Annotated in this window: 25 protein-coding genes; 14 read left to right on the plus strand and 11 right to left on the minus strand. The window is 59.8% G+C overall.

The window, feature by feature from the left end:
- Positions 1-164: 164 nt before the first annotated feature.
- From nagE to NHU87_RS14470, 7 genes are all read right to left on the minus strand, one after another.
- Positions 165-1,880, minus strand: a complete 1,716-nt coding sequence (gene nagE, locus NHU87_RS14440; protein WP_253549607.1) for an N-acetylglucosamine-specific PTS transporter subunit IIBC — start codon at positions 1,878-1,880, stop codon at positions 165-167.
- A 43-nt stretch (positions 1,881-1,923) separates the two neighbouring features.
- On the minus strand, positions 1,924-4,440 hold the full coding sequence (ptsP, locus tag NHU87_RS14445) for a phosphoenolpyruvate--protein phosphotransferase (RefSeq protein WP_253549609.1): 2,517 nt from the start codon (positions 4,438-4,440) through the stop codon (positions 1,924-1,926).
- Positions 4,441-4,630: 190 nt separating this feature from the next.
- Complete coding sequence (locus tag NHU87_RS14450) at positions 4,631-5,653, minus strand: SIS domain-containing protein (protein WP_253549611.1); 1,023 nt, start codon at positions 5,651-5,653, stop codon at positions 4,631-4,633.
- Positions 5,634-6,740, minus strand: a complete 1,107-nt coding sequence (gene nagA, locus NHU87_RS14455) for an N-acetylglucosamine-6-phosphate deacetylase (protein WP_253549613.1) — start codon at positions 6,738-6,740, stop codon at positions 5,634-5,636. The genes NHU87_RS14450 and nagA overlap by 20 nt, the downstream gene beginning before the upstream one ends.
- A gap of 53 nt (positions 6,741-6,793) precedes the next feature.
- Positions 6,794-7,525: a GntR family transcriptional regulator gene (locus NHU87_RS14460; protein ID WP_008014749.1), complete on the minus strand. Its 732-nt coding sequence runs from the start codon at positions 7,523-7,525 to the stop codon at positions 6,794-6,796.
- A 430-nt stretch (positions 7,526-7,955) separates the two neighbouring features.
- A complete protein-coding gene (locus NHU87_RS14465; protein ID WP_253549615.1) occupies positions 7,956-8,459 on the minus strand; it encodes a L,D-transpeptidase family protein in 504 nt (167 codons plus the stop codon).
- Between the two features lie 65 nt (positions 8,460-8,524).
- Positions 8,525-9,076 (minus strand): NUDIX hydrolase, encoded by a 552-nt coding sequence (locus NHU87_RS14470; RefSeq protein ID WP_253549617.1) that lies wholly within the window; start codon positions 9,074-9,076, stop codon positions 8,525-8,527.
- Positions 9,077-9,222: 146 nt separating this feature from the next.
- On the opposite strand from NHU87_RS14470, the gene NHU87_RS14475 reads away from it, so the two are divergent.
- The 5 genes from NHU87_RS14475 (at position 9,223) to purT (ending at position 12,550) form a co-directional block, all read left to right on the plus strand.
- Positions 9,223-9,822 (plus strand): CoA pyrophosphatase, encoded by a 600-nt coding sequence (locus NHU87_RS14475; protein WP_253549619.1) that lies wholly within the window; start codon positions 9,223-9,225, stop codon positions 9,820-9,822.
- A 69-nt stretch (positions 9,823-9,891) separates the two neighbouring features.
- Complete coding sequence (locus NHU87_RS14480) at positions 9,892-10,416, plus strand: gamma carbonic anhydrase family protein (protein WP_003221962.1); 525 nt, start codon at positions 9,892-9,894, stop codon at positions 10,414-10,416.
- Positions 10,413-10,628 (plus strand): DUF1289 domain-containing protein, encoded by a 216-nt coding sequence (locus NHU87_RS14485; protein WP_237886847.1) that lies wholly within the window; start codon positions 10,413-10,415, stop codon positions 10,626-10,628. The genes NHU87_RS14480 and NHU87_RS14485 overlap by 4 nt, the downstream gene beginning before the upstream one ends.
- 183 nt (positions 10,629-10,811) lie before the next feature.
- A complete protein-coding gene (locus NHU87_RS14490; RefSeq protein ID WP_253549622.1) occupies positions 10,812-11,279 on the plus strand; it encodes a VUT family protein in 468 nt (155 codons plus the stop codon).
- A gap of 89 nt (positions 11,280-11,368) precedes the next feature.
- Complete coding sequence (purT, locus tag NHU87_RS14495; RefSeq protein WP_253549625.1) at positions 11,369-12,550, plus strand: formate-dependent phosphoribosylglycinamide formyltransferase; 1,182 nt, start codon at positions 11,369-11,371, stop codon at positions 12,548-12,550.
- A gap of 115 nt (positions 12,551-12,665) precedes the next feature.
- Here the strand turns inward: purT and NHU87_RS14500 are convergent, their stop codons facing one another.
- From NHU87_RS14500 to NHU87_RS14510, 3 genes are all read right to left on the minus strand, one after another.
- Complete coding sequence (locus NHU87_RS14500) at positions 12,666-13,982, minus strand: MFS transporter (protein WP_253549629.1); 1,317 nt, start codon at positions 13,980-13,982, stop codon at positions 12,666-12,668.
- A 336-nt stretch (positions 13,983-14,318) separates the two neighbouring features.
- Positions 14,319-15,557, minus strand: coding sequence for a transporter associated domain-containing protein (locus tag NHU87_RS14505; protein ID WP_253549656.1), 1,239 nt, complete (start codon positions 15,555-15,557; stop codon positions 14,319-14,321).
- A 12-nt stretch (positions 15,558-15,569) separates the two neighbouring features.
- Positions 15,570-16,382: a cytochrome C assembly family protein gene (locus tag NHU87_RS14510; protein WP_253549671.1), complete on the minus strand. Its 813-nt coding sequence runs from the start codon at positions 16,380-16,382 to the stop codon at positions 15,570-15,572.
- Between the two features lie 210 nt (positions 16,383-16,592).
- On the opposite strand from NHU87_RS14510, the gene ffh reads away from it, so the two are divergent.
- The 5 genes from ffh to rplS all read left to right on the plus strand — a co-directional run bounded on the left by ffh (position 16,593) and on the right by rplS (position 20,163).
- On the plus strand, positions 16,593-17,969 hold the full coding sequence (gene ffh, locus NHU87_RS14515; RefSeq protein WP_008014733.1) for a signal recognition particle protein: 1,377 nt from the start codon (positions 16,593-16,595) through the stop codon (positions 17,967-17,969).
- A gap of 249 nt (positions 17,970-18,218) precedes the next feature.
- Positions 18,219-18,470, plus strand: coding sequence for a 30S ribosomal protein S16 (rpsP, locus tag NHU87_RS14520; RefSeq protein ID WP_003198088.1), 252 nt, complete (start codon positions 18,219-18,221; stop codon positions 18,468-18,470).
- Positions 18,471-18,475: 5 nt separating this feature from the next.
- On the plus strand, positions 18,476-19,012 hold the full coding sequence (gene rimM / locus NHU87_RS14525) for a ribosome maturation factor RimM (RefSeq protein WP_253549674.1): 537 nt from the start codon (positions 18,476-18,478) through the stop codon (positions 19,010-19,012).
- Positions 18,994-19,767 (plus strand): tRNA (guanosine(37)-N1)-methyltransferase TrmD, encoded by a 774-nt coding sequence (gene trmD, locus NHU87_RS14530; RefSeq protein WP_253549677.1) that lies wholly within the window; start codon positions 18,994-18,996, stop codon positions 19,765-19,767. The genes rimM and trmD overlap by 19 nt, the downstream gene beginning before the upstream one ends.
- A 45-nt stretch (positions 19,768-19,812) precedes the next feature.
- The gene (gene rplS, locus NHU87_RS14535) at positions 19,813-20,163 is read left to right on the plus strand and encodes a 50S ribosomal protein L19 (protein WP_003175895.1); all 351 of its coding nucleotides are present in this window, start codon (positions 19,813-19,815) and stop codon (positions 20,161-20,163) included.
- 353 nt (positions 20,164-20,516) lie between these two features.
- On the opposite strand, the gene suhB is transcribed toward rplS, so the two are convergent.
- Positions 20,517-21,335 carry a type III secretion system regulator SuhB gene (suhB, locus tag NHU87_RS14540; protein WP_052967503.1) on the minus strand — a complete coding sequence of 273 codons (819 nt, stop codon included), beginning with the start codon at positions 21,333-21,335 and terminating at the stop codon, positions 20,517-20,519.
- Positions 21,336-21,480: 145 nt separating this feature from the next.
- On the opposite strand from suhB, the gene trmJ reads away from it, so the two are divergent.
- From trmJ to NHU87_RS14560, 4 genes are all read left to right on the plus strand, one after another.
- On the plus strand, positions 21,481-22,251 hold the full coding sequence (trmJ, locus tag NHU87_RS14545; RefSeq protein WP_052967502.1) for a tRNA (cytosine(32)/uridine(32)-2'-O)-methyltransferase TrmJ: 771 nt from the start codon (positions 21,481-21,483) through the stop codon (positions 22,249-22,251).
- A 2-nt stretch (positions 22,252-22,253) separates the two neighbouring features.
- Positions 22,254-23,027 (plus strand): serine O-acetyltransferase, encoded by a 774-nt coding sequence (gene cysE, locus NHU87_RS14550; protein WP_253549682.1) that lies wholly within the window; start codon positions 22,254-22,256, stop codon positions 23,025-23,027.
- A 254-nt stretch (positions 23,028-23,281) separates the two neighbouring features.
- A complete protein-coding gene (gene iscR, locus NHU87_RS14555; protein WP_007903581.1) occupies positions 23,282-23,773 on the plus strand; it encodes a Fe-S cluster assembly transcriptional regulator IscR in 492 nt (163 codons plus the stop codon).
- Positions 23,774-23,823: 50 nt separating this feature from the next.
- A complete protein-coding gene (locus NHU87_RS14560; RefSeq protein ID WP_253549685.1) occupies positions 23,824-25,038 on the plus strand; it encodes an IscS subfamily cysteine desulfurase in 1,215 nt (404 codons plus the stop codon).
- The last annotated feature ends 19 nt before the right edge of the window (positions 25,039-25,057 follow it).

A 25,057-nucleotide genomic window follows, 5' to 3' on the forward strand; every position in this document is an offset into this window, starting at 1 on the left:
ACCTGTCGCCGATAGCTATGGAGCAAAAAGCGGCATAAACACCGTAACCGGTGTCCGGGATTACTTGACCAGATCAGGCTCGCTCCTACAGGGTGATGGCGATCGACACATACCCTGTAGGAGCGAGGCTTGCCCGCGAAGACTGACTTCAGATCGACAACGATCTAAACCCTGGCACTCACCTCACTGCGATTAACCAATGCTTCCAGCGCACAACTCAAACTCGGCGCTTTCTCACCAATGAGCAGGTGCCAAACGCCACCGTCCAACTGACTGACACCCAGGCAACCAAGCGCTTTCAACTGACCCTCCGACAACGCCTTGCCATCCGCCAGTTGCAGCCGAATCCGGGTCATGGCCACGCAATCCATTTGCAGCACATTGTTCCCGCCGCCCAATGCCTTGAGCCATTGCTGGGCTTCTGTATTCGCCACAACGGCAGTTTCAGGTACGTCGACAACGGCAGCGGGTGAGGCAATAACCGCGCGTCCCAAAGCCGGCATCGCCAACCGGATCTCATCGGCAATGCTGTCGGCCATCGGCCCAACTACGACCTGCAAACTGCCGCCCTTGCCCGGACGAACAACAGCCATCGCCCCCAACGCTTTCAAGTCCGCATCGGATGCCTTGTTGCGATCAACCATGTCCAGCCGCAACCGTGTCGTGCATGCACCCACTGTGATCAAATTCTGCGCACCGCCCAGTGCTTTAATGTAAGCCCCGGCGCGCTCATGTTCGGCGATCACAACCTTGTCGCCAGTCGGAATATCTTCACGCCCCGGCGTCTTCAAGTTGAACCGACGAATACAGAAATCAAACACAACGTAGTAGATCAGCGCATACGCCAGCCCCACCGGAACCACCCGCCAGCCATTGGTGGATTCACCCCAGCCCAAGACCATGTCGATAAAGCCGCCGGAGAACGTAAAGCCGAGGTGAATGTTCAGCAAATTGGTGACGGCCATCGACAACCCGGTCAGCAGCGCATGAAGCAAAAACAGCATCGGCGCGAGGAACATGAAGGCGAATTCGATTGGTTCGGTCACGCCGGTCAAAAATGAGGTCAGCGCCATGGACAAGAAGATCCCGCCCATGATTTTGCGCCGTTCCGGCAGGGCGTTGCGGTACATCGCCAGGCAGGCGGCGGGCAGGCCGAAGATCATCATCGGGAACATGCCGGTCATGAACTGGCCACCTTTCGGGTCGCCGGCAAAGTAGCGCGACAGGTCGCCGGTCACGAGTGCGCCGGTGGTCGGGTCGGTGAAGTTGCCGAACACGAACCACGCCATGTTGTTGAGGATGTGGTGCAGGCCGGTGACGATCAGCAGGCGGTTGAACACGCCGAAGACGAAAGCGCCGAAGCTGCCGCTGTCCATCATTAACGCGCCGAAGCCATTGATGCCGTGCTGGATCGGCGGCCAGATCAGGCCGAACACGACGCCCAGGCCGACGGCGGCGAAGCCGGTGACAATCGGCACGAAACGCCGACCACCGAAGAATGCCAGGTACTCCGGCAACTTGATGTCCTTGAAGCGGTTGTACAGCGCGCCGGCCATCAGGCCGCTGACGATCCCGGCGAGCATGCCCATGTTGATGCTTGCATCGAGCACTTTGAGGGTGGAGATCATCACCAGATAGCCAATGACTCCGGCGAGGCCCGCAGTGCCGTTATTGTCCTTGGCGAAGCCGACTGCGATGCCGATGGCGAAGATCATTGCCAGGTTGGCGAAGATCACTTGGCCGGCGTCATGGATGATCGCGATGTTCAGCAGATCGGTGTCGCCCAGGCGCAGCAACAGGCCGGCAATCGGCAGGATCGCAATTGGCAGCATCAGCGCGCGACCGAGGCGTTGCAGGCCTTCAATGAAGTATTGGTACATGGCGGATCTCCCTGGGTTCTTGTTGTTTTTGCACTGTCGTCGCTCAGCTCAGAGGCCATTGCTGGTGACAAGCGTGACGCACCGCACTGGCACTGCTCAGCTTGAGCAGATCCTGACTAATGCGTCGGCATTCGCTGGCGTTGAGGTGGCGCACGCGGTCCTTGATTTCACCGATCTGCACCGGGCTCACCGACAACTCGCTTACCCCAAGACCAATCAACACTGGCGTGGCCAACGGATCGGAGGCGAGGGCGCCGCAGACGCCGACCCAACAGTTATGCACCGCCGCGCCGGCGCAGGTCTGGGCAATCAGCCGCAGCAATGCCGGGTGCAGCGCATCGACCCGCGAGGCGAGGCCGGCATGGTCGCGATCCATGGCCAGGGTGTATTGGGACAAATCGTTGGTGCCGATCGACAGGAAGTCCGCGTGTTCGGCCAGTTGCTCGGCCAGCAGCGCGGCGGCCGGGACTTCGATCATCACCCCCAGCTCCGGGCGTTGGCTCAGGCCGCGTTCACCAGACAGCGCATCGAGACGCTGGCGGATGTGCAGCAGTTCATCGACTTCGGTGACCATCGGCAGCAGGATCCGGCAGCGTGACAGCGGGCTGACCTGCAGCAATGCGCGCAGTTGCTGATCCAGCAGTTCCGGGCGGACTTGAGCCAAGCGAATGCCGCGCAAACCGAGTACCGGATTCGCTTCGACGGGGAGCGGTAAATAGTCGAGCTGCTTGTCGCCGCCGACGTCGATGGTGCGAATGATCACCGACTTTTCACCCATCGCATCGAGCACGCCTTGATAGGCGACGCATTGTTCCTGTTCGTCCGGCGCGGTAGTGCGGTCCACAAACAGAAATTCGGTGCGCAGCAGGCCGACGCCATCGGCGCCGTTGGCCAGTGCATCGGCCGTTTCAGCGCTGGAAGCGACATTGGCGGCGACTTCGATGTGCAAACCATCCAGTGTCAGTGCCGGGGTGTGAGCCAGAGCCTGTTGAAGCGCGCGACGTTGCTGATGATCGAGTTGCGCCTGATGCACCTCGGCCAGGCGCGCGGCGTTGGGCGTCAGTTCGAGACGTCCGCCGTCGGCATCCAGCACCACCGCTAGACCTTGCTCCTGATCCAGCAGCGTCGACCCCAGCGCAACCATGCACGGCAAGCCTTTCCCGCGAGCGAGAATCGCCACATGGGACGTCGCGCCGCCCTCGGCCATGCACAACCCGGCCACACCTTGCTGGCTCAGTTGCAGCAAGTCGGATGGCGTCAGTTCATGGGCCGCGACGATGGCACCGGCCGGCACGTCGTACTGCCAGGTTTCACCGAGCAGCGCGCGTAGCACGCGCTGTTTGAGATCGCGCAGGTCGTTGGCGCGTTCGGCCAGCAGCGGGCTGCCAAGTTGTTGAAGGACCTCGCACTGCACGTCGATAGATTGGCGCCAGGCGTGAGTCGCAGCGATGCCTTGATCGATAGACAGATGAGCCGCATCGAGCAGCGCCGGGTCTTCGAGCAGCGCCAGGTGCGCGGCGAAGATCGCTTCTTCGTCAGTATTCTTGTGCTTCTTCGCTTGGGCCAGCGTGGCGTTGATGTCGCTGCGCACCTCAGTCAGTGCTGTGTCCAGACGTTGCCGTTGTTGCTCGGGATCATGATTGCCGGCATCCATCGGCAGGCTGATCGAGTTCAGACGAAACAACGGCCCTGCCACCAGACCGGGAGCGGCACACACGCCATTCAGCACGCCCGCTTCGGCAGGGCGATTGCGTTGAACCATCGGTGCTGGCGCAGCAGCGTGGCTGTCTTCGGCCAGGGCTGTGGATAACGCCGCCAACAGGGCTTGCAGCGCGGCCTCGGCGTCCGGCCCCTGGCAACTGACCCGGATTTCATCGCGCTCGCCGACGGCCAGCCCCATCAGGCCGATCAAACTGTCGCAGGCCGCCGATTTGCCGGCGAAGTGCAGCCAGGATTTGCTCTTGAACTGTTGGGCGGTCTGGCGAATCAGCGCGGCGGGCCGGGCATGCAGGCCGCCGCGATGGGCGACATGAATATGCCCCTGAACCTCGATCCCGACGACCTCAATGTCGATCTGCACGCCGTTGGCCACTTTCGGCACGATGTGCAGTAGCGGATCGCCGACCTTCACTGATTTCAGCGTAATCGGTCGCGCCTGAAAGTCTTCGCTGTTAGTCAGGATCATCAGACTGACCAGGCTTTTGCACTGCTGCGCGACCTGGTCCAGGTTATAACGCAGCAGCGGTTGACCATTGCTGACGCGCGCACCTTCCTTGACCAGCATTGAGAAACCGACGCCCTGTAACTCGACCGTATCGAGGCCCAGGTGCAGCAGCAACTCGGCACCGTTATCGGCGCGCAAGGTGATGGCGTGACCGGTGCGGGCGACGTGGATCACCACCGCTTCACAGGGTGAGTACAGGGTGTCGTTCAGCGGATCGATGGCGATCCCGTCGCCCATCGCGCCACTGGCGAACACCGGGTCCGGGACTTTGGCGAGTGTGAGCACCGGGCCGCTGAGCGGGGCGCTGAGGGTCAGCTCTTTATTGTTGTTGTGCATGGCTCGGTCTCATCAATAAAAACTACGGTTCGGATCAACTCGCCCTGTACGGATTAACGTGTCCCCTGTAGGAACTGACGAGTGAAACGAGGCTGCGATCTTTTGATCTTGCTCTTTAAAAACAACGTCAAAAGATCGCAGCCTCGTTTCACTCGACAGCTCCTACAGGGTTACTCACCCGCCATTCGAATTAGTGCGTGCGCGTCACTTTGCTCAAATGACGCGGCTGGTCCGGGTCCATGCCTCGGGCGACGGCCAAGCCTGCGGCCATGACGTAGAAACTCTGGATCGCCAGAATCGGGTCGAGGGCCGGGTGTTCGGCGCGGCTCAGGGTGAGGTCGCGTTCGGTGACGTCATCTGGCGCGGCCAGTAGCACGCGGGCACCGCGTTGGCGCATGTCCGCCGCAAGGCTCAGCAACCCGGCCTGCTCGGCGCCGCGTGGCGCGAAGATCAGCAGGGGATAGTTTTCATCGATCAACGCCATCGGGCCGTGCCGGACTTCGGCGCTGCTGAAGGCTTCGGCCTGGATCGCCGAGGTTTCCTTGAATTTGAGGGCCGCTTCCTGAGCAATGGCGAAACCGGCGCCACGGCCGATCACCATCAAGCGCTGACAATCACGCAACGCATCGATGGCCAGGCTCCAGTCCTGTTTTGCCGCTTCGCGCAGACCTTCCGGCAGGGCAAGGCCTGCTTCCAGCAACTCAACGTCTTGTTTCCAGTGGGCGATCAGACGTGCGCTGGCGGTGAGGGTGGCGATAAAACTCTTGGTCGCGGCGACGCTGCTTTCGGTGCCGGCGCACAGCGGCAGGCTGAATTCGCAAGCCGCTTCCAAAGGCGAGTTCTCAGCGTTGACCATGGAAATACTCAGGGCACCGCGCTTGCGCAGCAGACGCAGGCTGTTCACCAGGTCCGGGCTTTGCCCCGACTGCGAGAAGGCGAACGCGACCTGGCCGCTGACCTTCAATGGCGCTTGCTGCATGGTCACCACCGACATCGGCAACGACGCCACCGGAATGCCCAGTTGCTGCATGGTCAGGTAGGCAAAGTAGCTGGCGGCATGGTCGGAGCTGCCGCGAGCGACAGTCATCGCCACTTGCGGCGGCTGACGACGCAGGCGTCCGGCGATCTCGATCATCTGCGGGTCGAGTTGCTGCAGTTGGGCTTGCACGGCCTCGAATGAGGACAGCGCCTCTTCAAGCATTTTTGAAGTCAATGTCTTCTCCTTCGACCATGACGGCGGTCAGTGTGAGTGAGCGGTCCAGCCGCACGCAGTCGGCCCAGGCGCCGGGTTGCAGGCGTCCGCGTTCTTGAAGGCCGAGGTAGTCGGCGGGGAATTGCGAAAGTCGTTGCGAGGCCTCGGCGATCGGCAAACCGATCTTCACCAGGTTGCGCAGGGCCTGATCCATCGTCAGGGTGCTGCCGGCCAGCGTGCCGTCGGGCAGGCGCACACCACCCAGGCATTTGGTCACGGTGTGGCTGCCGAGTTTGTATTCGCCATCGGGCATGCCGGCGGCAGCGGTGGAATCGGTGACGCAATACAGGCACGGGATCGAGCGCAAGGCCACGCGGATCGCGCCGGGGTGCACGTGCAGCAAGTCCGGAATCAGCTCGGCGTACTTGGCGTGGGCCAACGCCGCGCCGACGATGCCCGGCTCGCGGTGATGCAGCGGGCTCATGGCGTTGTAGAGGTGAGTGAAACTGCTGGCCCCGGCCGCAAGCGCGGCGACGCCTTCCTCATAACTGCCCAGCGTGTGGCCGATTTGCATGCGCACGCCGCGAGCGCTGAGGGCGCGGATCAAACCGTCATGGCCGGCGATTTCCGGGGCGATGGTGATCACCCGGATCGGCGCCAGCGCCAGGTACTCTTCGACTTCGGCCATCAATGCGGTGTGGGCAAAGTTCGGCTGGGCGCCGAGTTTGCCAGGGTTGATGTATGGGCCTTCGAGGTGCACGCCGAGGACCCGGGCGCTGCCTTTTGGCCGCTGCTCGCAGAACTCGCCGACGTCCTTGAGTACTCGCGAGATCTCTTCGTTCGGCGCAGTCATGGTGGTCGCCAGCAGCGACGTGGTGCCGAAACGCACGTGGGTTCTGGTGATGGTTTCGAAGGCCGGTGCGCCTTCCATGATGTCTTTGCCACCGCCGCCGTGAACGTGCAGGTCGATGAAACCCGGCAGCAGGTAAGGCAGGTCGTTGTCCGCCGGATCGCACGGCTGGCCTTCGATGGACACGACCTTGCCGTGTTCGTGGATCAGCCGGCCGCGAACCCAGCCGTGGGCGGTGAGGATGTTGTTTTCGGACATGATCGGTTCTCGGTAGCTTGTTTAGCGACGAAGCTCTTTAACGACGAAACTCTTTATCTGCGAAGCTCTGCGACAAAGTCGTAGTAGTCGTTGCGGCAATAGGTGTCGGTGACTTCGATTGGCGTGTTGTCTTCCGTGTAGCCGACCCGGGTCATCAGCAGCATGGCGGTGCCGGGAGCGATGCCCACCAGCGCGGCGAATTCGTCCGAGGCGTTGATCGCCTGAATGTGTTGCAGGGCGCGGACCACCGGTTTGCCGATGCCGTCGAGGTATTCGTAGAGGGAATCGCCCACCGCTTGCGGCTTGGGAATGATCGAGGCGGGCAGGGTGCTCATCTCGATCGCCATCACCGTGTCGTCGGCTTTGCGCAAGCGTTTGAGCCGCGCAACCTTGTCGTTGGGCGACAGGCCGAGGCGGATCAGTTCTTCGTGGGTCGGCGGGGTGATTTCCCGTTCCAGCCATTGCGAGCCGGGGACGAAGCCCTTGAGTCGGAGCATTTCACTGAATCCCGAAAGACGCGACAGCGGTTGTTCCAGACGAGGCGTGATAAATGTGCCGGAGCCTTGATTGCGGCGGATCAGGCCTTGCTCGAACAGCACTTCCAGCGCTTTGCGCGCGGTGACGCGAGAGATGCCCAGCAGTTCGCTGAGATTGCGCTCCGACGGCATCGCCTGTTCGGCTTTCCACTGGCCGGCATGGATCGCTGCTTCCAGATTGCGCGCCAGTTGCAGGTACAACGGCGTGGGCTGGGTGTCGTCAGGGCGTAGGGCCTGGAGGTCATTCATGTAGGTTTGGTCCGATGCGGATATAGGATTGTTGTCGCCCGGTTGTGGGGTGAAACCTAATACCACTTAAATACCATGTCAATGCCAGTAGTTTGCTGTGGGCACGGCAAGGCTGGCCCAGCAGGATGGGCTTTGGGGGCTTGGTTCTAAGTGGTATTAGGGGCGGGGATTTTCAAAGCAAAGATCGCAGCCTGCGGCAGCTCCTACAGAGGGGAGTGGTATCTACCCTGTAGGAGCTGCCGCAGGCTGCGATCTTTTGATTTTATTTTTTCGAGGCCGACCGAAGGTAGTCCCTCGATCGTTCCCACGCTCCGCGTGGGAATGCAGCCCGGGACGCTCCGCGTCCCACTTGAAGCCGAACGCGGAGCGCCCGTTGAGGCATTCCCACGCGGAGCGTGGGAACGATCATTCAGTCCGGGAGATTTTAAGATTAAGGACGAATCTCAATCATCGTGCCATCCGGCACCAAACCCCAAACCTCGCGCATGTCCATGTTGCGCATGGCGATGCAGCCGTCGGTCCAGTCCAGTGTATGGAACAGGTCTTCCGGGTTGTCTTCGGTGTCCGGGGTGCCGTGGATCATGATCATGCCGCCAGGCTCGACGCCTTCGCGCCGGGCGCGGGCGGCGTCGCTGATGTTGGGGTAGGAGATGTGCATCGACAGGTTGAAACGGTCACTGATCTTGCGCCAGTCCACCCAATAAAAGCCTTCGGGGGTACGTTTGTCGCCCTCCATCAACTTCGGCCCCTTGGGGCGTTTGCCCAGGGAAATGCGATAGGTCTTGATCGGCTTGCCGTCATTGATCAATTGCAACTGGTGGGCAGATTTGAGAACCAGAACTTTTTCGATGACTTTGCCGTCCAGCGTTTCCGTGGAGGAAGCCTGGCTGACAGCGACGAACGACAAGCAAAAAACAGCAAGCAACCAGCGCATTGAAACGGTATCCCTAAGAGGTGTTGCGATTATTTATTTTATAGGTGCTTTTATGTGTAGGCGCTTTAAATGATGGCGGGCTGGACCAACGGCGGGATCGATTCGGACCGCACGGGGTAGACCTCGGTCCGCCGGTCAGCGAAGAAGCATTCTAAGGTACGGCCCACCGTGCGGAAAGCCAGTTCGCCCCAAGGGATGTCGGCTTCCTCGAACAATTGCACTTCCAGGCTCTCGGGGCCCGCGGCAAAATCCAGGTCCACCAGTTCGGCGCGAAAGAACACATGCACCTGGCTGATGTGTGGCACGTCGATCAGCGTATAGATACTCAGGTTGCGCACCCGGGCGCAGGCTTCTTCGGCGGTCTCGCGAATGGCGGCCTGTTCGATGGTCTCACCGTTTTCCATGAAACCGGCGGGCAGCGTCCAGTAACCGAGCCGTGGCTCGATGGCGCGACGGCACAGTAACACCTTCGAACCCCACGTCGGCACGCAACCGGCGACGATATTGGGGTTCTGGTAATGGATGGTATGACAGCTGTCGCAGACAAAACGCAGGCGCGAATCGCCTTCGGGAATGCGCTGGGTTACCGGGTTGCCGCACTGGCTGCAAAATTTCATGCTTGGGTTCCTGAATGCTGCGCCTATCTTGGCGTGCAGCGGTGTCGGTCGGCAAGTTGTCCTTTCGCGACATGGGGCTGTTCGGGGCTTGGGCGGCCGATGCGATTGGTGCATGATGCAGGGTAAGGCACAGATCGAGAAGACTCATGCTGGACGAGCTACTGCACCGGGTAAGCAATCACACGCCGCGTACGCTGGAAACCGACCGACGTTTCCCCGAAGCCGCGGTATTGGTGCCCATCACGCGCAGTGACGAACCGGAATTGGTGCTAACCCTTCGCGCCAGCGGGCTCTCGACCCATGGCGGCGAAGTCGCCTTCCCCGGCGGTCGACGCGACCCCGAAGACCCGGACCTGATTTTTACCGCCCTGCGCGAAGCCGAAGAAGAAATCGGCCTGCCGCCGGGGCTGGTCGAAGTGATCGGCCCGCTGAGCCCACTGATCTCCCTGCACGGCATCAAGGTCACGCCTTATGTCGGCGTGATTCCGGATTTCGTCGAATACCAGGCCAACGACGCCGAGATCGCCGCGGTGTTCAGCGTGCCGCTGGAGTTCTTTCGCGAGGACCCGCGAGAGCACACCCACCGCATCGACTATCAGGGCCACAGTTGGTACGTGCCGAGCTACCGTTATGGCGAGTACAAGATCTGGGGGCTGACGGCAATCATGATCGTTGAGTTGATCAACCTGCTCTATGACGCGAAAATCAGCCTGCATCAACCACCCAAGAGTTTTATCAAAACCTGACGCCATCGCGCGTATGGCGTGAATCCTGCTTTTAGCTAGTGAGCCAGCCTGAGCCCTGAGGACAATAAGATGAAATACCGCCTGGGCGACGCCCGCGTCGACACCCATCCGCAAAGCTGGGTCGCACCCAATGCCGTGCTGGTAGGCAAGGTCAAACTGGAAGAGGGCGCCAATGTCTGGTTCAACGCCGTATTGCGTGGCGACAACGAACTGATCCTGATCGGCAAGAACAGTAATGTGCAGGACGGCACCGTGATGCACACCGACATGGGCTATCCGCTGACCATCGGCACCGGCGTGACCATCGGCCACAACGCCATGCTTCACGGTTGCACGGTGGGCGATTACAGCCTGATCGGCATCAACGCGGTGATTCTCAACGGCGCGAAAATCGGCAAGAACTGCATCATCGGCGCCAACTCGCTGATCGGTGAAGGCAAGGAAATTCCGGACGGATCGCTGGTCATGGGCTCGCCGGGCAAGGTGGTTCGCGAGTTGACCGAGCCGCAAAAGAAGATGCTCGAAGCCAGCGCCGCGCACTATGTGCACAACTCGCAGCGTTACGCGCGCGATCTGGTCGAGCAGGAAGAATGAGCACCACTGAACGACCGGTTCCATCGCCGTGCGTGAACATTTGTGCGCTGGATGAGGATGACATTTGCACCGGGTGTCAGCGCACGGTGGAAGAAATCACCCGCTGGAGCCGAATGGACAACGCAGAGCGGCGCAAGGTGTTGGGGTTGTGTCATGAGCGCGCGAAGTCGAGTGGGTTGATCTGGATGATTGGGGCAAAATCGGATAATTGACGTGCGGCCTTCGCGGGCAAGCCTCGCTCCTACAAGTCCGGGTAATTCACGATGATGTGATCGACATCGACCTGTAGGAGCGAGGCTTGCCCGCGAAGGCGTCCTCACTGCCGGCATCACTCCCTTGGCCCAACCTCTCCCCTGAAGTACCCTGTGCACAAAATTGACAGGTATCCCCGCCCCATGCTCTTCCTGATCGCCTACATCAGCAGCGTCGTGCTGATCAATTACGCCTTTTCCAGCGCCCCGCACCTGGACATCATCTGGTCGGCCTGGGGCGGTTTGGTATTCGTGCTGCGAGACATGGTGCAAACCCGTTTCGGCCACGGCGCGATCGCGGCGATGCTGGTGGCATTGGTGCTGTCCTACGTCACTTCCGACCCGTCCATCGCGCTGGCCAGCGCCATCGCATTCGCCGTGTCCGAGGGCATCGACTGGCTGGTATTCAGCATCACCAAGCGTCCATTGCACGATCGCCTGTGGATAAGTTCGGCGCTGAGCATCCCGGTGGACACTTTCATCTTCTTCGGCATGATCGATGCCTTCACTCCGGCCGTGATCCTCACCGCCATGGGCTCGAAGTTCGCAGGTGTGACGGTCGTATGGCTGATCATGGCTTGGCGCTTGCGTAATCAGGCCGTTGTCAGCTGAAGCCAAACCCTCAGGTTCATGTAAAATGCCGCGCTTTCTCCCCATGGGAAGCGTGCTTCCCTCGATGATCCGCTTCTTGAGGACCTGAGATGACCCGTATCGGAACTCCATTGTCGCCAACCGCGACCCGCGTATTAATGTGTGGCTGTGGTGAGTTGGGCAAGGAAGTGGTGATCGAGCTGCAACGCCTGGGCGTTGAAGTGATTGCCGTCGATCGCTACGCCAATGCGCCGGCCATGCAAGTCGCCCATCGCAGCCATGTGATCAACATGCTCGACGGCGCCGCCCTGCGCGCAGTGATCGAAGCCGAGAAGCCGCACTTCATCGTGCCGGAAATCGAAGCCATCGCCACCGCGACTCTGGTGGAGCTGGAGTCCGAAGGCTTCACCGTGATCCCGACCGCTCGCGCCGCACAACTGACCATGAACCGCGAAGGCATCCGTCGCCTGGCCGCCGAAGAGCTGGGCCTGCCGACATCGCCGTACTACTTCGCCGACACCTTCGAGGATTACAGCAAGGCTGTCGAAGACCTGGGTTTCCCATGTGTGGTCAAACCGGTCATGAGTTCCTCGGGTAAGGGGCAGAGCCTGCTTCGCAGCGTCGATGACGTGCGCAAGGCTTGGGATTACGCTCAAGAAGGTGGCCGCGCTGGTAAAGGTCGCGTGATTATCGAAGGCTTCATCGACTTCGACTACGAAATCACCCTGCTGACCGTGCGTCATGTTGGCGGCACTACGTTCTGCGCGCCGGTTGGCCACCGTCAGGAGAAGGGCGACTATCAGGAATCCTGGCAGCCACAAGTCATGAGTCCGGTTGCTCTGGCTGAATCCGAGCGCGTTGCCAAAGCCGTGACCGAGGCACTGGGTGGCCGTGGTCTGTTTGGCGTCGAGTTGTTCATCAAGGGTGATCAGGTGTGGTTCAGCGAAGTTTCGCCGCGCCCGCATGACACCGGTCTGGTGACTCTGATTTCCCAGGACCTGTCGCAGTTCGCGCTGCACGCACGGGCAATCCTGGGCCTGCCGATTCCATTGATCCGTCAGTTCGGCCCTTCGGCTTCGGCGGTGATTCTGGTGGAAGGGCAGTCGACTCAGACCGCATTCGCCAATTTGGGCGCTGCGCTGAGCGAGCCGGATACGGCGTTGCGTCTGTTCGGCAAGCCTGAAGTCAATGGCCAGCGTCGGATGGGTGTGGCGTTGGCGCGTGATGAGTCGATCGAGGCCGCACGGGCCAAAGCGACCCGTGCTTCTCAGGCTGTTGTTGTAGAGCTCTAAACCGAGGCGCGGCATTCGCGGGCAAGCCTCGCTCCTACAGGTCATTTGTTGAACGCACTACTGTCGTTTGACGTGATCCCTGTAGGAGCGAGGCTTGCCCGCGAAGCTTTTGGCTTCAGACCACCCGATTTAAATCGTTATGCCGCGTCTCCTTCAGGCACAGCACCGCGATCAAACTCAGCACGGCTGCCCCCGACACATACCCGCCGACATAACTCAAACCGCCCATCGCCACCAGTTTTTGAGCAAAGAACGGTGCCGCCGAGGCTCCGACAATGCCGCCCAGGTTGTAGGCTGCCGATGCGCCGGTATAGCGCACGTGGGTCGGAAACAGCTCTGGCAGCAGCGCGCCCATCGGCGCAAACGTCACGCCCATCAGAAACAGTTCGATGCACAGGAACAGCGCCACGCCCCAGGTCGAGCCTTGGGTCAGCAGCGGTTCCATCAGGAAGCCGGACAGAACCGCCAGCACGCCACCGATGATCAGCACCGGTTTGCGCCCGTAACGATCACTCGCCCAAGCCGACAGCGGTGTCGCGGCCGCCATGAACAGCACCGCGAAACACAGCAGGCCGAGGAAGGTTTCTCGGGTGTAGCCGAGTGTCGACACGCCATAACTCAGCGAAAACACCGTCGAGATATAGAACAGCGCGTAACACACGACCATCGCCCCGGCACCCAGCAGCATCGGCGCCCAGTATTGGCTGAACAGCTCGACCAGCGGAATCTTCACCCGCTCCTGGCGAGCCATGGCGTTGGCGAACACCGGGGTCTCGTGGAGCTTGAGGCGTACGTACAAACCCACCATCACCAGCGCGGCACTGAGCAGGAACGGAATCCGCCAGCCCCATGAACGGAACTGCTCGTCGTTCAGGCTCATGGCCAGGGTCAGGAACAGGCCGTTGGCCGCCAGAAACCCGATCGATGGACCGAGTTGCGGGAACATGCCGTACCAGGCGCGCTTGCCTTTGGGCGCGTTCTCCGTCGCCAGCAATGCGGCGCCGCCCCATTCGCCGCCCAGCCCCAGGCCTTGACCGAAGCGCAGCACGCAAAGCAGGATCGGCGCCCAGGCGCCAATGCTGTCGTAACCCGGCAGCACGCCGATCAGTGTGGTACACACGCCCATCAGCAGCAGGGAAGCGACCAGTGTCGATTTGCGCCCGATGCGGTCACCGAAGTGGCCGAACAGCGCCGAACCCAGTGGCCGCGCAAGGAAGGCGATGCCGAAGGTGAGGAACGCCGACAGCATCTGGGCGGTGCCGGAGGTCTGCGGAAAAAACACCGGCCCGATCACCAGCGCTGCCGCAGTGGCATAGACGTAGAAGTCGTAGAACTCGATAGCCGTGCCGATGAAGCTCGCGGTGGCCACCCGGGTGGCGGAGTTAGTCGGTTGTGCAGGCGTGGTTTCGGTATAAGTCGTGCTGGTCGTCATGCGGTAATCCCTGACAGTCATGTGCCCCAGTGGAGCGAATTATTATGGTCGAATACCCAGGGATGTGGGTTGAGATACGGTCGCTGTTCAAGGTAGGAACAGTCGTCGCAGTGGTGCGGATAGTGTCGATGATCTGACCGGACCTGTTGCGTGCGGGGTAAGCACCTGGTTCGGCGGGGGCTTGGGTAAGCGGCTTGATTATAGGAAGGTCGCTAACGATCGAACAGGGGGCATGAGAAAGATCGCAGCCTCGCTTCGCTCGACAGCTCCTACAAGGGAGCGCATTCCAAACTGTAGGAGCTGTCGAGCGAAGCGAGGCTGCGATCTTTTGGCGAACTAACGGACGAGTGCAGGCGCTGAGCTGGTATGCCAGATCAACACTCGCGTGACGCGATTGTCTTCCGTTTCCAGAATCTCCAGCCGATAACGCCCGATCTTCAGGCAAACCGCACTGTCTGGAATCGTTTCCAGCGCCTCGGTCACCAGTCCATTAAGCGTTTTCGGGCCATCACTGGGCAGATGCCAGCCAAGGCTTTTGTTCAATTCGCGAATCGACGCCGCACCCTCGATGATCAAACGCCCATCGGCCTGCGGATGGATGTGCGGGTTATCCAGGCTGTGCTGGCTTTCGAATTCTCCGACGATTTCTTCGAGAATGTCTTCCAGGGTCACGATGCCCAGCACTTCGCCGTACTCGTCGACCACCATGCCCAAACGCCGCTGCTGCTTGTGGAAGTTCAGCAATTGCAGCTGCAACGGGGTACTTTCCGGTACGAAGTACGGTTCGTGACTGGCTGTCAGCAGTGCTTTCCGGGTCAGGCTTGAATCCGCCAGCAAATGTCGGATCTGCCGGGTGTTGAGCACCGCTTCGACCTGGTTGATGTCGCTGTGGAATACCGGCAGGCGAGTGCGCCTGTTATGGCGCAGTTGCTCGATGATTTCTTCGAGGGGGTCGTCCAGATTGATGCCGTCGACGTCACTGCGCGGCACTAGAATATCGTTGACCGTGATGTTATCCAACGCGTGGATACCTGACAGCGAATGCGGGCGACTGGCTGCGTGTTCGTGATCGTCGTGTCGATCCGCCGGTGCCTCGTCTTCACTTTGCTGCACCACATTGATTTTGCGGGCGAATGGCCGCGTCAGCAGCTGGCTGATGCCATTGAGGAGCCAGGCAGCCGGGTAGACGATCTTCAAGGGTATGCCGAGCAGTGTGTTGCCCAGGGACAGGACGGCATCCGGATAGCGCATGGCAAGGGAGCGCGGCAGGAAGTCGGCGAACACCAGCAGCACCGCGCTGGCGCCGAGGCCCGCAATCCATACGCCATTTTGCGCCCAGGTGAAAATCGCCAGCAAGGTGCTGATGACCACTACCAGCGCGCGGCACAGGGTGTTGCAGAGGATCAGGCTGTTGAGTGGGAAACTCAGCTTGGCCACGGGTTTGTCGCTCGAGCGCGAGGCCGTTCGCTGGGCCAGCAAGTGCTGTTGTGCAATTTCGATGGCGGTAAACAGCCCCGACCATAAAATCAGCAGGGCCAGCACCGCGAGCATCGGCCCTATGGGCAAGTCGTCCATTAATGCCGCCCGTCAGATATGCAGAATGTATTCGCGGACCAGCTTGCTGCCGAAATACGCCAGCATCAGCAGGCAAAAACCGGCAAGGGTCCAGCGGATGGCTTTGTGTCCGCGCCAGCCGAGGCGGTTGCGCCCCCATAGCAGCACGCTGAACACGATCCAGGCCAGGCACGCCAGTAGGGTTTTATGTACCAGATGCTGGGCGAACAGGTTCTCGACGAATAGCCAGCCAGAGATCAGCGACAGCGACAGCAGGCTCCAGCCGGCCCAGAGGAAACCAAACAGCAGGCTTTCCATGGTTTGCAGCGGCGGGAAGTTCTTGATCAGCCCGGACGGGTGCTTGTGTTTGAGCTGATGGTCCTGAACCAGCAGCAGCAATGCCTGGAACACCGCGATGGTGAACATGCCGTAAGCGAGGATCGACAACAGGATGTGGGCGAGAATGCCTGGCGCTTCGTCAATGATCTGCACCGTACCGGCGGGAGCGAACTGTGCCAGCACCACAGTGGCGGCGCCCAGCGGGAACAGCAAAAGCAGCAGGTTTTCCACCGGAATTCGCGAGCAGGCCAGCAGGGTCAGGGCGATGACCGCCGCGGCAATCAGGCTGGCGGCGCTGAAAAAGTCCAGGGCCAGGCCGACCGGTGTCAGCAGATAGGTGATCAGGCTGACGCTGTGAGCCAGCACGGCCAGCACACCGAGCGTGACCAGCAGGCGCTTGTGCGCCTTGGCGCCGGTGGCCAGACGAGTGCCCTGATAGAGAGTCGCAGCGGCATATAAACAGGCGGCGGCGAGGGTGGTAAGCAAACTGGGTGACAAGGGGAGCATAAATCCTGTTAGGCAAGCCCGAAAGGCGCTGAGTTTGGCATAGAACCCCCACAGCACGAAAGACCATGCAACCTGACGGCGAGGTGTCCGCCAGACGCAGTCTTCGCTATAATCCGCGACCTGCCCACGCCGCAGGCTCGCCGAGCACATGTTTACTCCGGTCTGGGCCGCCATTATCCCGGTCTACACAGGGCCTGAAAGGATCGCGCAATGTTTGAAAACTTAACCGACCGTCTCTCGCAGACGCTGCGCCATGTCACCGGCAAGGCCAAGCTGACCGAAGACAACATCAAAGACACCCTGCGCGAAGTGCGCATGGCGTTGCTCGAAGCCGACGTCGCCTTGCCGGTGGTCAAAGACTTCGTCAATTCGGTCAAGGAGCGCGCTGTCGGCACCGAGGTGTCGCGCAGCCTGACGCCGGGCCAGGCCTTCGTGAAAATCGTCCAGGCGGAACTCGAAAGCCTGATGGGCGCGGCCAACGAAGACTTGAACCTGAGCGCCGTTCCTCCTGCTGTCGTGTTGATGGCCGGTTTGCAGGGCGCGGGTAAAACCACCACCGCCGGCAAACTCGCGCGCTTCCTTAAAGAGCGCAAGAAGAAGTCGGTCATGGTCGTGTCCGCGGACGTTTACCGTCCGGCGGCGATCAAGCAGCTGGAAATGCTCGCGGGTGAAGTTGGCGTTACCTTCTTCCCGTCTGACCTGAGCCAGAAGCCGGTCGACATCGCGCAAGCCGCTATTAAAGAAGCAAAACTGAAATTCATCGACGTGGTCATCGTCGATACCGCCGGTCGTCTGCACATCGACGAAGAGATGATGGGCGAGATCAAGGCGCTGCATGCCGCGATCAACCCGGTTGAAACCCTGTTCGTGGTCGATGCCATGACCGGCCAGGACGCCGCCAACACGGCCAAGGCCTTCGGCGATGCACTGCCGCTGACCGGTGTGATCCTGACCAAGGTCGACGGCGATGCCCGTGGCGGTGCCGCGTTGTCGGTACGGGCCATCACCGGCAAGCCGATCAAGTTCATCGGTATGGGCGAGAAGAGCGAAGCGCTCGAACCGTTCCACCCTGAGCGTATCGCTTCGCGCATCCTCGGCATGGGCGACGTACTCAGCCTGATCGAGCAGGCCGAACAGACCCTCGACAAAGACAAGGCCGATAAACTGGCCAAGAAGCTGAAGAAGGGCAAGGGCTTCGACCTCGAAGACTTCCGCGATCAGCTGCAACAGATGAAGAACATGGGCGGCCTCGGCGGCCTCATGGACAAACTGCCGAACATCGGCGGTGTGAACCTGGCGCAGATGGGCAATGCCCAGGGCGCGGCAGAGAAACAGTTCAAGCAGATGGAAGCCATCATCAACTCCATGACCCCGGCCGAGCGCCGCGACCCTGAGCTGATCAGTGGTTCGCGCAAGCGCCGGATCGCCATGGGTTCCGGCACTCAGGTGCAGGACATCGGTCGCTTGATCAAGCAGCACAAGCAGATGCAGAAGATGATGAAGAAATTCTCCGCGAAAGGCGGAATGGCCAAAATGATGCGCGGCATGGGCGGTATGTTGCCCGGCGGCGGCATGCCGAAAATGTAAAAGATTCGCGCCGGCAGTCATGTCGGCGCTGCCCACATGGAAGTGGGATCTCCAGCAAACCCGCACTTGGCGGGAGCTGACTGGCCATCTTCAACGATGGCTCTATAGCAAATCTGGATGGCGACCGATAGGCCGCCGGAAAAAGACATTTGCAAAAGTCCGGATATTCCTTAGAATATGCGGCCTTTCGGGCACCTATGCCCGCTGTGCCTTTAGATTTGCAGCACCGACTACAGGAACGATGTTCACATGCTAACAATCCGTCTTGCCCTTGGCGGCTCCAAAAAGCGCCCGTTTTACCACTTGACCGTAACCGACAGCCGCAACCCGCGCGACGGTTCGCACAAGGAACAGGTTGGTTTCTTCAACCCTGTTGCTCGTGGTCAAGAAGTTCGTCTGTCCGTGAACCAAGAGCGCGTAGCCTACTGGCTGAGCGTTGGTGCACAACCTTCTGAGCGCGTTGCTCAGTTGTTGAAGGAATCTGCTAAGGCTGCGGCCTGAGCTATATGAACGCGACGCCAGTTGTTGCCGATGATTTGATCGTTATTGGCAAAATTTATTCTGTTCATGGCGTTCGCGGCGAAGTGAAGGTGTATTCCTTTACTGATCCGACTGAAAACCTGTTGCAGTACAAAACCTGGACGCTCAAGCGCGAAGGCAATGTGAAACAGGTCGAGCTGGTCAGCGGACGTGGGAACGACAAGTTCCTGGTCGCAAAGCTCAAGGGTCTCGATGATCGTGAAGAAGCACGTCTTCTGGCTGGTTATGAGATCTGTGTGCCGCGCAACCTGTTCCCTGAGTTGACCGACGGCGAGTACTACTGGTACCAGCTGGAAGGTCTGAAGGTTATTGATCAACTCGGGCAACTGCTCGGGAAAATCGATCATCTTCTGGAAACCGGCGCCAATGATGTAATGGTGGTCAAGCCTTGCGCTGGCAGCCTGGATGATCGCGAACGCCTGTTGCCCTATACGGAGCAATGCGTGTTGGCTGTCGACCTTGCCGCAGGCGAAATGAAGGTGGAATGGGATGCGGACTTCTAAACGTGGCTAACCTGCGCGTAGAAGTGATCAGTTTGTTTCCCGAGATGTTCTCCGCCATCAGCGAGTACGGCATCACCAGTCGTGCGGTGAAACAGGGGCTGTTGCAGCTCGCCTGTTGGAATCCGCGAGACTACACGACGGATCGACATCACACTGTGGATGATCGCCCATTTGGCGGTGGTCCGGGCATGGTGATGAAGATCAAGCCCCTGGAAGATGCTCTGGTTCAGGCCAAGGCAGCAGCCGGGGAGGCGGCGAAGGTGATTTACCTGTCCCCCCAAGGCCGTCAACTGACTCAGTCGGCGGTACGCGAGTTGGCGAATCTGGATGCATTGATCCTGATTGCCGGCCGCTATGAAGGCATTGACGAGCGTTTTATTGATGCTCATGTCGATGAAGAGTGGTCGATTGGCGACTATGTACTGTCTGGCGGCGAGCTGCCGGCGATGGTCCTGATCGATGCGGTTACACGACTGCTGCCTGGAGCTTTAGGGCATGCGGACTCCGCCGAGGAAGATTCCTTTACGGATGGTTTGCTGGATTGCCCGCACTACACCCGACCGGAGGTGTATGCGGATCAGCGTGTTCCCGACGTATTGCTAAGTGGCAATCACGCGCACATCCGGCGTTGGCGTTTACAGCAGTCCCTTGGTAGGACCTTTGAACGACGCGCCGATCTTCTGGAAAGCCGCTCGCTTTCTGGAGAAGAGAAGAAGCTGCTCGAGGAATACATCCGCGAGCGGGACGATAGTTAACAACGTATCGATGGTAAATCCGACGATTTACCTTAGGAGCACAGCATGACTAACAAAATCATCCTTGCACTCGAAGCAGAGCAGATGACCAAAGAGATCCCTACCTTTGCCCCGGGCGACACCATTGTCGTTCAGGTGAAAGTGAAGGAAGGCGATCGTTCGCGTCTGCAAGCGTTCGAAGGCGTCGTTATCGCCAAGCGTAACCGCGGCGTAAACAGTGCTTTCACCGTTCGTAAAATCTCCAACGGTGTTGGCGTAGAGCGTACTTTCCAGACCTACAGCCCGCAAATCGACAGCATGGCCGTTAAACGTCGCGGTGACGTGCGTAAAGCCAAGCTGTACTACCTGCGTGACCTGTCCGGTAAAGCAGCTCGCATCAAGGAAAAACTGGCTTAAGTCCAGCTTCCGAAGCCGAAACGCCAGCCTGTTCAGGCTGGCGATTCAAGAAAATGCCTCGTATCGAAAGATGCGGGGCATTTTTCGTTGTGGGTGCATCTAAAATCATTTTGGCTGTGGCGGGCTTTCTGTAGCAGCTGCCGAAGGCTGCGTTCGGCTGCGAAGCAGGCGTGAGTCCGGCTAATGCGGTCTGCCTGATGTACCGCAACCTCTGATTTTACGACTGCTGCGCAGCCGAACGCAGGCTTCGCCAGCTGCTACGGATCGCATTACGGCTTAGCTTGGCGGTATTAGTCTGCAGAAGCGCAAACGCCCCGAACAAGTCGGGGCGTTTTTTTGAGGTGCTTTTGCGTTTAGCGCTTCAGCGAAGCTGGCAGGTGCGGCTGGATCGCCGTCAGTACTGCCTTGAAGCACTTGGTGTTGCCGGCGACGATGTGGCCTTTCTCAAGGAAGTCGTGACCGCCGGTGAAGTCGCTCACCAGGCCGCCAGCTTCCTGGATCAGCAGGGCGCCTGCAGCCATGTCCCATTCGGACAGACCCGACTCCCAGAACGCATCGAAACGGCCGGCAGCCACGTAGGCCAGGTCCAGGCTCGCTGCGCCAGCGCGGCGGATGCCGGCGGTCTGGCCTACCAGGGCGCGGAACATGCCCAGGTAGTTGTCGAGGTTGTCCATTTGCTCGTCGCGGAACGGGAAGCCGGTACCCAGCAGGGCGCCGTCCAGGCTGGTGCGGCCGCTGACGCGCAGGCGACGACCGTTCAGTTGGGCGCCGCGACCACGGCTGGCGGTGAATTCTTCCTGGCGAACCGGGTCCAGAACAACAGCGTGCTCCAGGCGACCGCGGTATTTGCAGGCGATGCTGACAGCGAAGTGAGGAATGCCGCGCAGGAAGTTGGTGGTGCCGTCCAGCGGATCGATGATCCACAGGTACTCTTCGCCTTCGATGCCGTTACCGGCGTGCATGCCGGTTTCTTCGCCCATGATCGAGTGATTGGGGTAAGCCTTGCGCAGTGCATCGATGATTTTCTGTTCGGCGGCGCGATCCACCTCGGATACGTAATCCTTGGCGTCTTTTTCGTCGACCTTGATGGTATCCAGGCGCTCGATGGAGCGGAAAATCAATTCACTGGCGCTGCGGGCGGCGCGCAGCGCGATATTCAGCATGGGCTGCATGGATGTGTCACCTAAGGTTGTTAAAGAAAGCCGGGCATTCTATCAGAAAGTTTCTACAGGTGAAGGTCGGTGTTCGCTTTCATAGCTTAACGGTAGGTTGAGCTGTAAGATTCTGCTCCCATTAAAGTGTTCGAGAGCGCCTCCCTTGCTGCAAAACATTCGTGTCGTCCTGGTCAATACCAGTCACCCCGGCAATATCGGCGGGGCTGCGCGTGCCATGAAGAACATGGGCCTGTCGCGGCTGGTGCTGGTCGAACCGCGGTTGTTCCCGCATCACGAGGCCGATGCGCGTGCGTCCGGCGCCGGTGACATCCTTGAAAATGCTCAGGTCGTCGCCACCCTGGAAGATGCCTTGGTCGGCTGCAATCTGGTGCTCGGTACCAGTGCTCGCGATCGTCGCATTCCCTGGCCGTTGCTCGATCCCCGCGAATGCGGTGTGAAGGTGGTCGAGGAAGCGGGGCAGGGGGCCGAGATCGCATTGGTGTTTGGTCGTGAAGACTCCGGCCTGACCAATGAAGAGCTGCAGCGATGTCATTATCACGTGCACATCCCATCAGACCCCGAGTTCAGTTCGCTGAACCTTGGGGCAGCGGTGCAGGTGTTGAGCTATGAAGTGCGCATGTCCTGGTTGGCGGCTGCAGGTCAGCCGAGCAAGGTCGAGAAGGATGAAGTGGCGTCCACCAAAAGTGGTGAGCTGGCGACCATGGATGAGCTGGAGCGATTCTATGAACACCTGGAGCAGACGCTGGTGGCCATCGAATTCCTCGATCCGGAAAAACCACGGCACTTGATGGCGCGTCTGCGCCGGTTGTACGGACGCAGCTCGGTCAGCCGGGCGGAAATGAATATATTGCGTGGCATCCTCACGGAAACCCAGAAAGCGGCCCGTGGCGAGCTTCTAAAGCGGAAGGATTAATGATGTTCGAGCGTTTGCGTGAAGATATCCAAAGTGTTTTCCATCGTGACCCGGCGGCGCGTAATGCTTTTGAGGTTTTGACGTGCTACCCGGGCATGCACGCCATCTGGATCCATCGCCTGTCGTCAGCGTTGTGGGGCATGGGCTGGAAATGGCTGGCGCGGCTGGTGTCGAACTTCGGTCGTTGGTTGACCGGGATCGAAATTCATCCGGGTGCCAAGGTCGGTCGTCGCTTCTTTATCGATCATGGCATGGGCATTGTTATCGGTGAGACCGCCGAGATCGGCAACGACGTCACTCTGTATCAGGGCGTGACTCTTGGCGGCACCAGCTGGAACAAGGGCAAGCGTCACCCGACTCTGGAAGACGGCGTAGTGGTAGGGGCGGGCGCCAAGGTGCTCGGCCCGTTTACTGTAGGTGCCGGAGCCAAGGTGGGTTCCAATGCGGTGGTCACCAAGGCGGTTCCGCCTGGGGCGACAGTGGTCGGGATTCCGGGGCGGATCATCGTCAAGTCCGATGAAGAGCAGGACGCCAAGCGCAAGGCCATGGCCGAGAAGATCGGTTTCGATGCCTATGGTGTCGGCGAAGACATGCCGGACCCGGTGGCTCGAGCCATTAACCAGTTGCTCGATCATCTGCAGGCTGTAGATGGTCGGCTTGAAGGGATGTGTGGGGCGCTGAAGGACCTGGGCAGCAATTACTGTGCGAAAGAGCTGCCTGAACTGCGCGAAGAAGACTTTGCCTGTGTGAAGGACAAGGATCAGAGCCGGGCGTAGGAGCTGCCGCAGGCTGCGATCTTTTGATTTTGCCTTGTAAAGCCAAGATCAAAAGATCGCAGCCTGCGGCAGCTCCTACAGGTCGTATTCAGACAATGACAGCGCGCTCACTGGTGTGCCATTGCGCCGCAGACCCTGCTATGATGCGCGCGCTCTTTTGCGGGTAAACCTGACTAAAGTACTAGGTCTTATAGTTGACTTAAATACTCGGGAATTGCATACTCGCCCCATTCCGAACTCCGTGGTAATTGTCCATGCGACTGACTACAAAAGGCCGATACGCCGTGACCGCCATGCTTGACCTGGCGTTGCACGCGCAGCACGGGCCGGTGTCCCTGGCCGATATCTCCGAGCGCCAAGGCATCTCCCTGTCCTACCTCGAGCAGCTTTTTGCCAAATTGCGCCGCAGCAATCTGGTGTCCAGCGTTCGCGGTCCAGGCGGTGGTTACCAGTTGTCCCGCGACATGCAGGGCATCCAGGTCGCCCAGGTGATCGATGCGGTCAACGAATCGGTCGATGCAACCAAATGCCAGGGCCAGGGTGATTGCCATCAAGGCGACACCTGCTTGACCCACCACTTGTGGTGCGATCTGAGCCTGCAGATTCACGAATTTCTGAGCGGTATCAGCTTGGCTGACCTTGTAACTCGCCGTGAGGTGCAAGAAGTAGCCCAGCGTCAGGACCAGCGTCGTTGCAACAGCAAGGCGCCACGCCTGGACAAGATTGAAGCGTCCGCCGTCGAATGACAGCCAAAGAGCTAGCGGCACGCCAGCCAGCCTGATTTAGGAGATAGTCCATGAAATTGCCGATTTACCTTGATTACTCTGCGACGACCCCGGTTGATCCACGTGTCGCGCAAAAGATGAGTGAATGCCTGCTGGTCGACGGAAACTTCGGTAACCCGGCGTCCCGTTCCCACGTGTTCGGCTGGAAAGCTGAAGAGTCCGTCGAGAACGCTCGCCGTCAGGTCGCTGACCTGGTTAACGCCGACCCGCGTGAAATCGTCTGGACCTCCGGTGCCACCGAGTCCGACAACCTGGCAATCAAGGGTGCGGCGCATTTCTACTCCACCAAAGGCAAGCACCTGATCACCACCAAGATTGAGCACAAGGCTGTCCTCGACACCATGCGCCAACTGGAGCGTGAAGGTTTCGAAGTGACTTACCTCGATCCTCGCGAAGATGGTCTGGTCACTCCAGAGATGGTCGAAGCTGCCCTGCGCGACGACACCATCCTGGTGTCGATCATGCACGTGAACAACGAAATCGGCACCGTCAACGACATCGCAGCCATCGGCGAACTGACCCGTTCCAAGGGGATCCTGTTCCACGTCGACGCCGCTCAGTCCACCGGCAAGGTCGAGATCGACCTGTCGAAACTGAAAGTCGACATGATGTCGTTCTCTGCCCACAAAACCTACGGCCCTAAAGGCATCGGCGCGCTGTACGTCAGCCGCAAGCCGCGTGTGCGCATCGAAGCGACCATGCATGGCGGCGGTCACGAGCGTGGCATGCGTTCCGGCACCCTGGCGACCCACCAGATCGTTGGCATGGGCGAAGCTTTCCGTGTAGCCAAGGAAGACATGGCTGCCGAGAACGTACGCATCAAAGCCCTGAGCGACCGTTTCTTCAAGCAGGTCGAAGGCCTGGAAGAGCTGTACGTCAATGGCAGCATGAGCTCCCGCGTACCGCATAACCTGAACCTGAGCTTCAACTACGTTGAAGGCGAGTCGCTGATCATGGCGCTCAAGGATCTGGCGGTTTCGTCCGGTTCGGCCTGCACCTCGGCATCGCTTGAGCCTTCGTACGTATTGCGCGCCCTGGGCCGCAACGACGAACTGGCACACAGCTCGATTCGTTTCACCTTCGGCCGTTTCACCACCGAAGAAGAAATCGACTACGCCGCGCAGAAAGTCTGCGAGGCCGTTACCAAGCTGCGCACTCTCTCGCCGCTGTGGGACATGTACAAAGATGGCGTCGACATTTCGAAAATCGAGTGGGCGGCGCACTGATATTCAAGTCGCCGCAACC

The organism is Pseudomonas mandelii, assembly GCF_024138395.1.
In the GTDB taxonomy this organism is placed as follows: domain Bacteria; phylum Pseudomonadota; class Gammaproteobacteria; order Pseudomonadales; family Pseudomonadaceae; genus Aquipseudomonas; species Aquipseudomonas mandelii_E.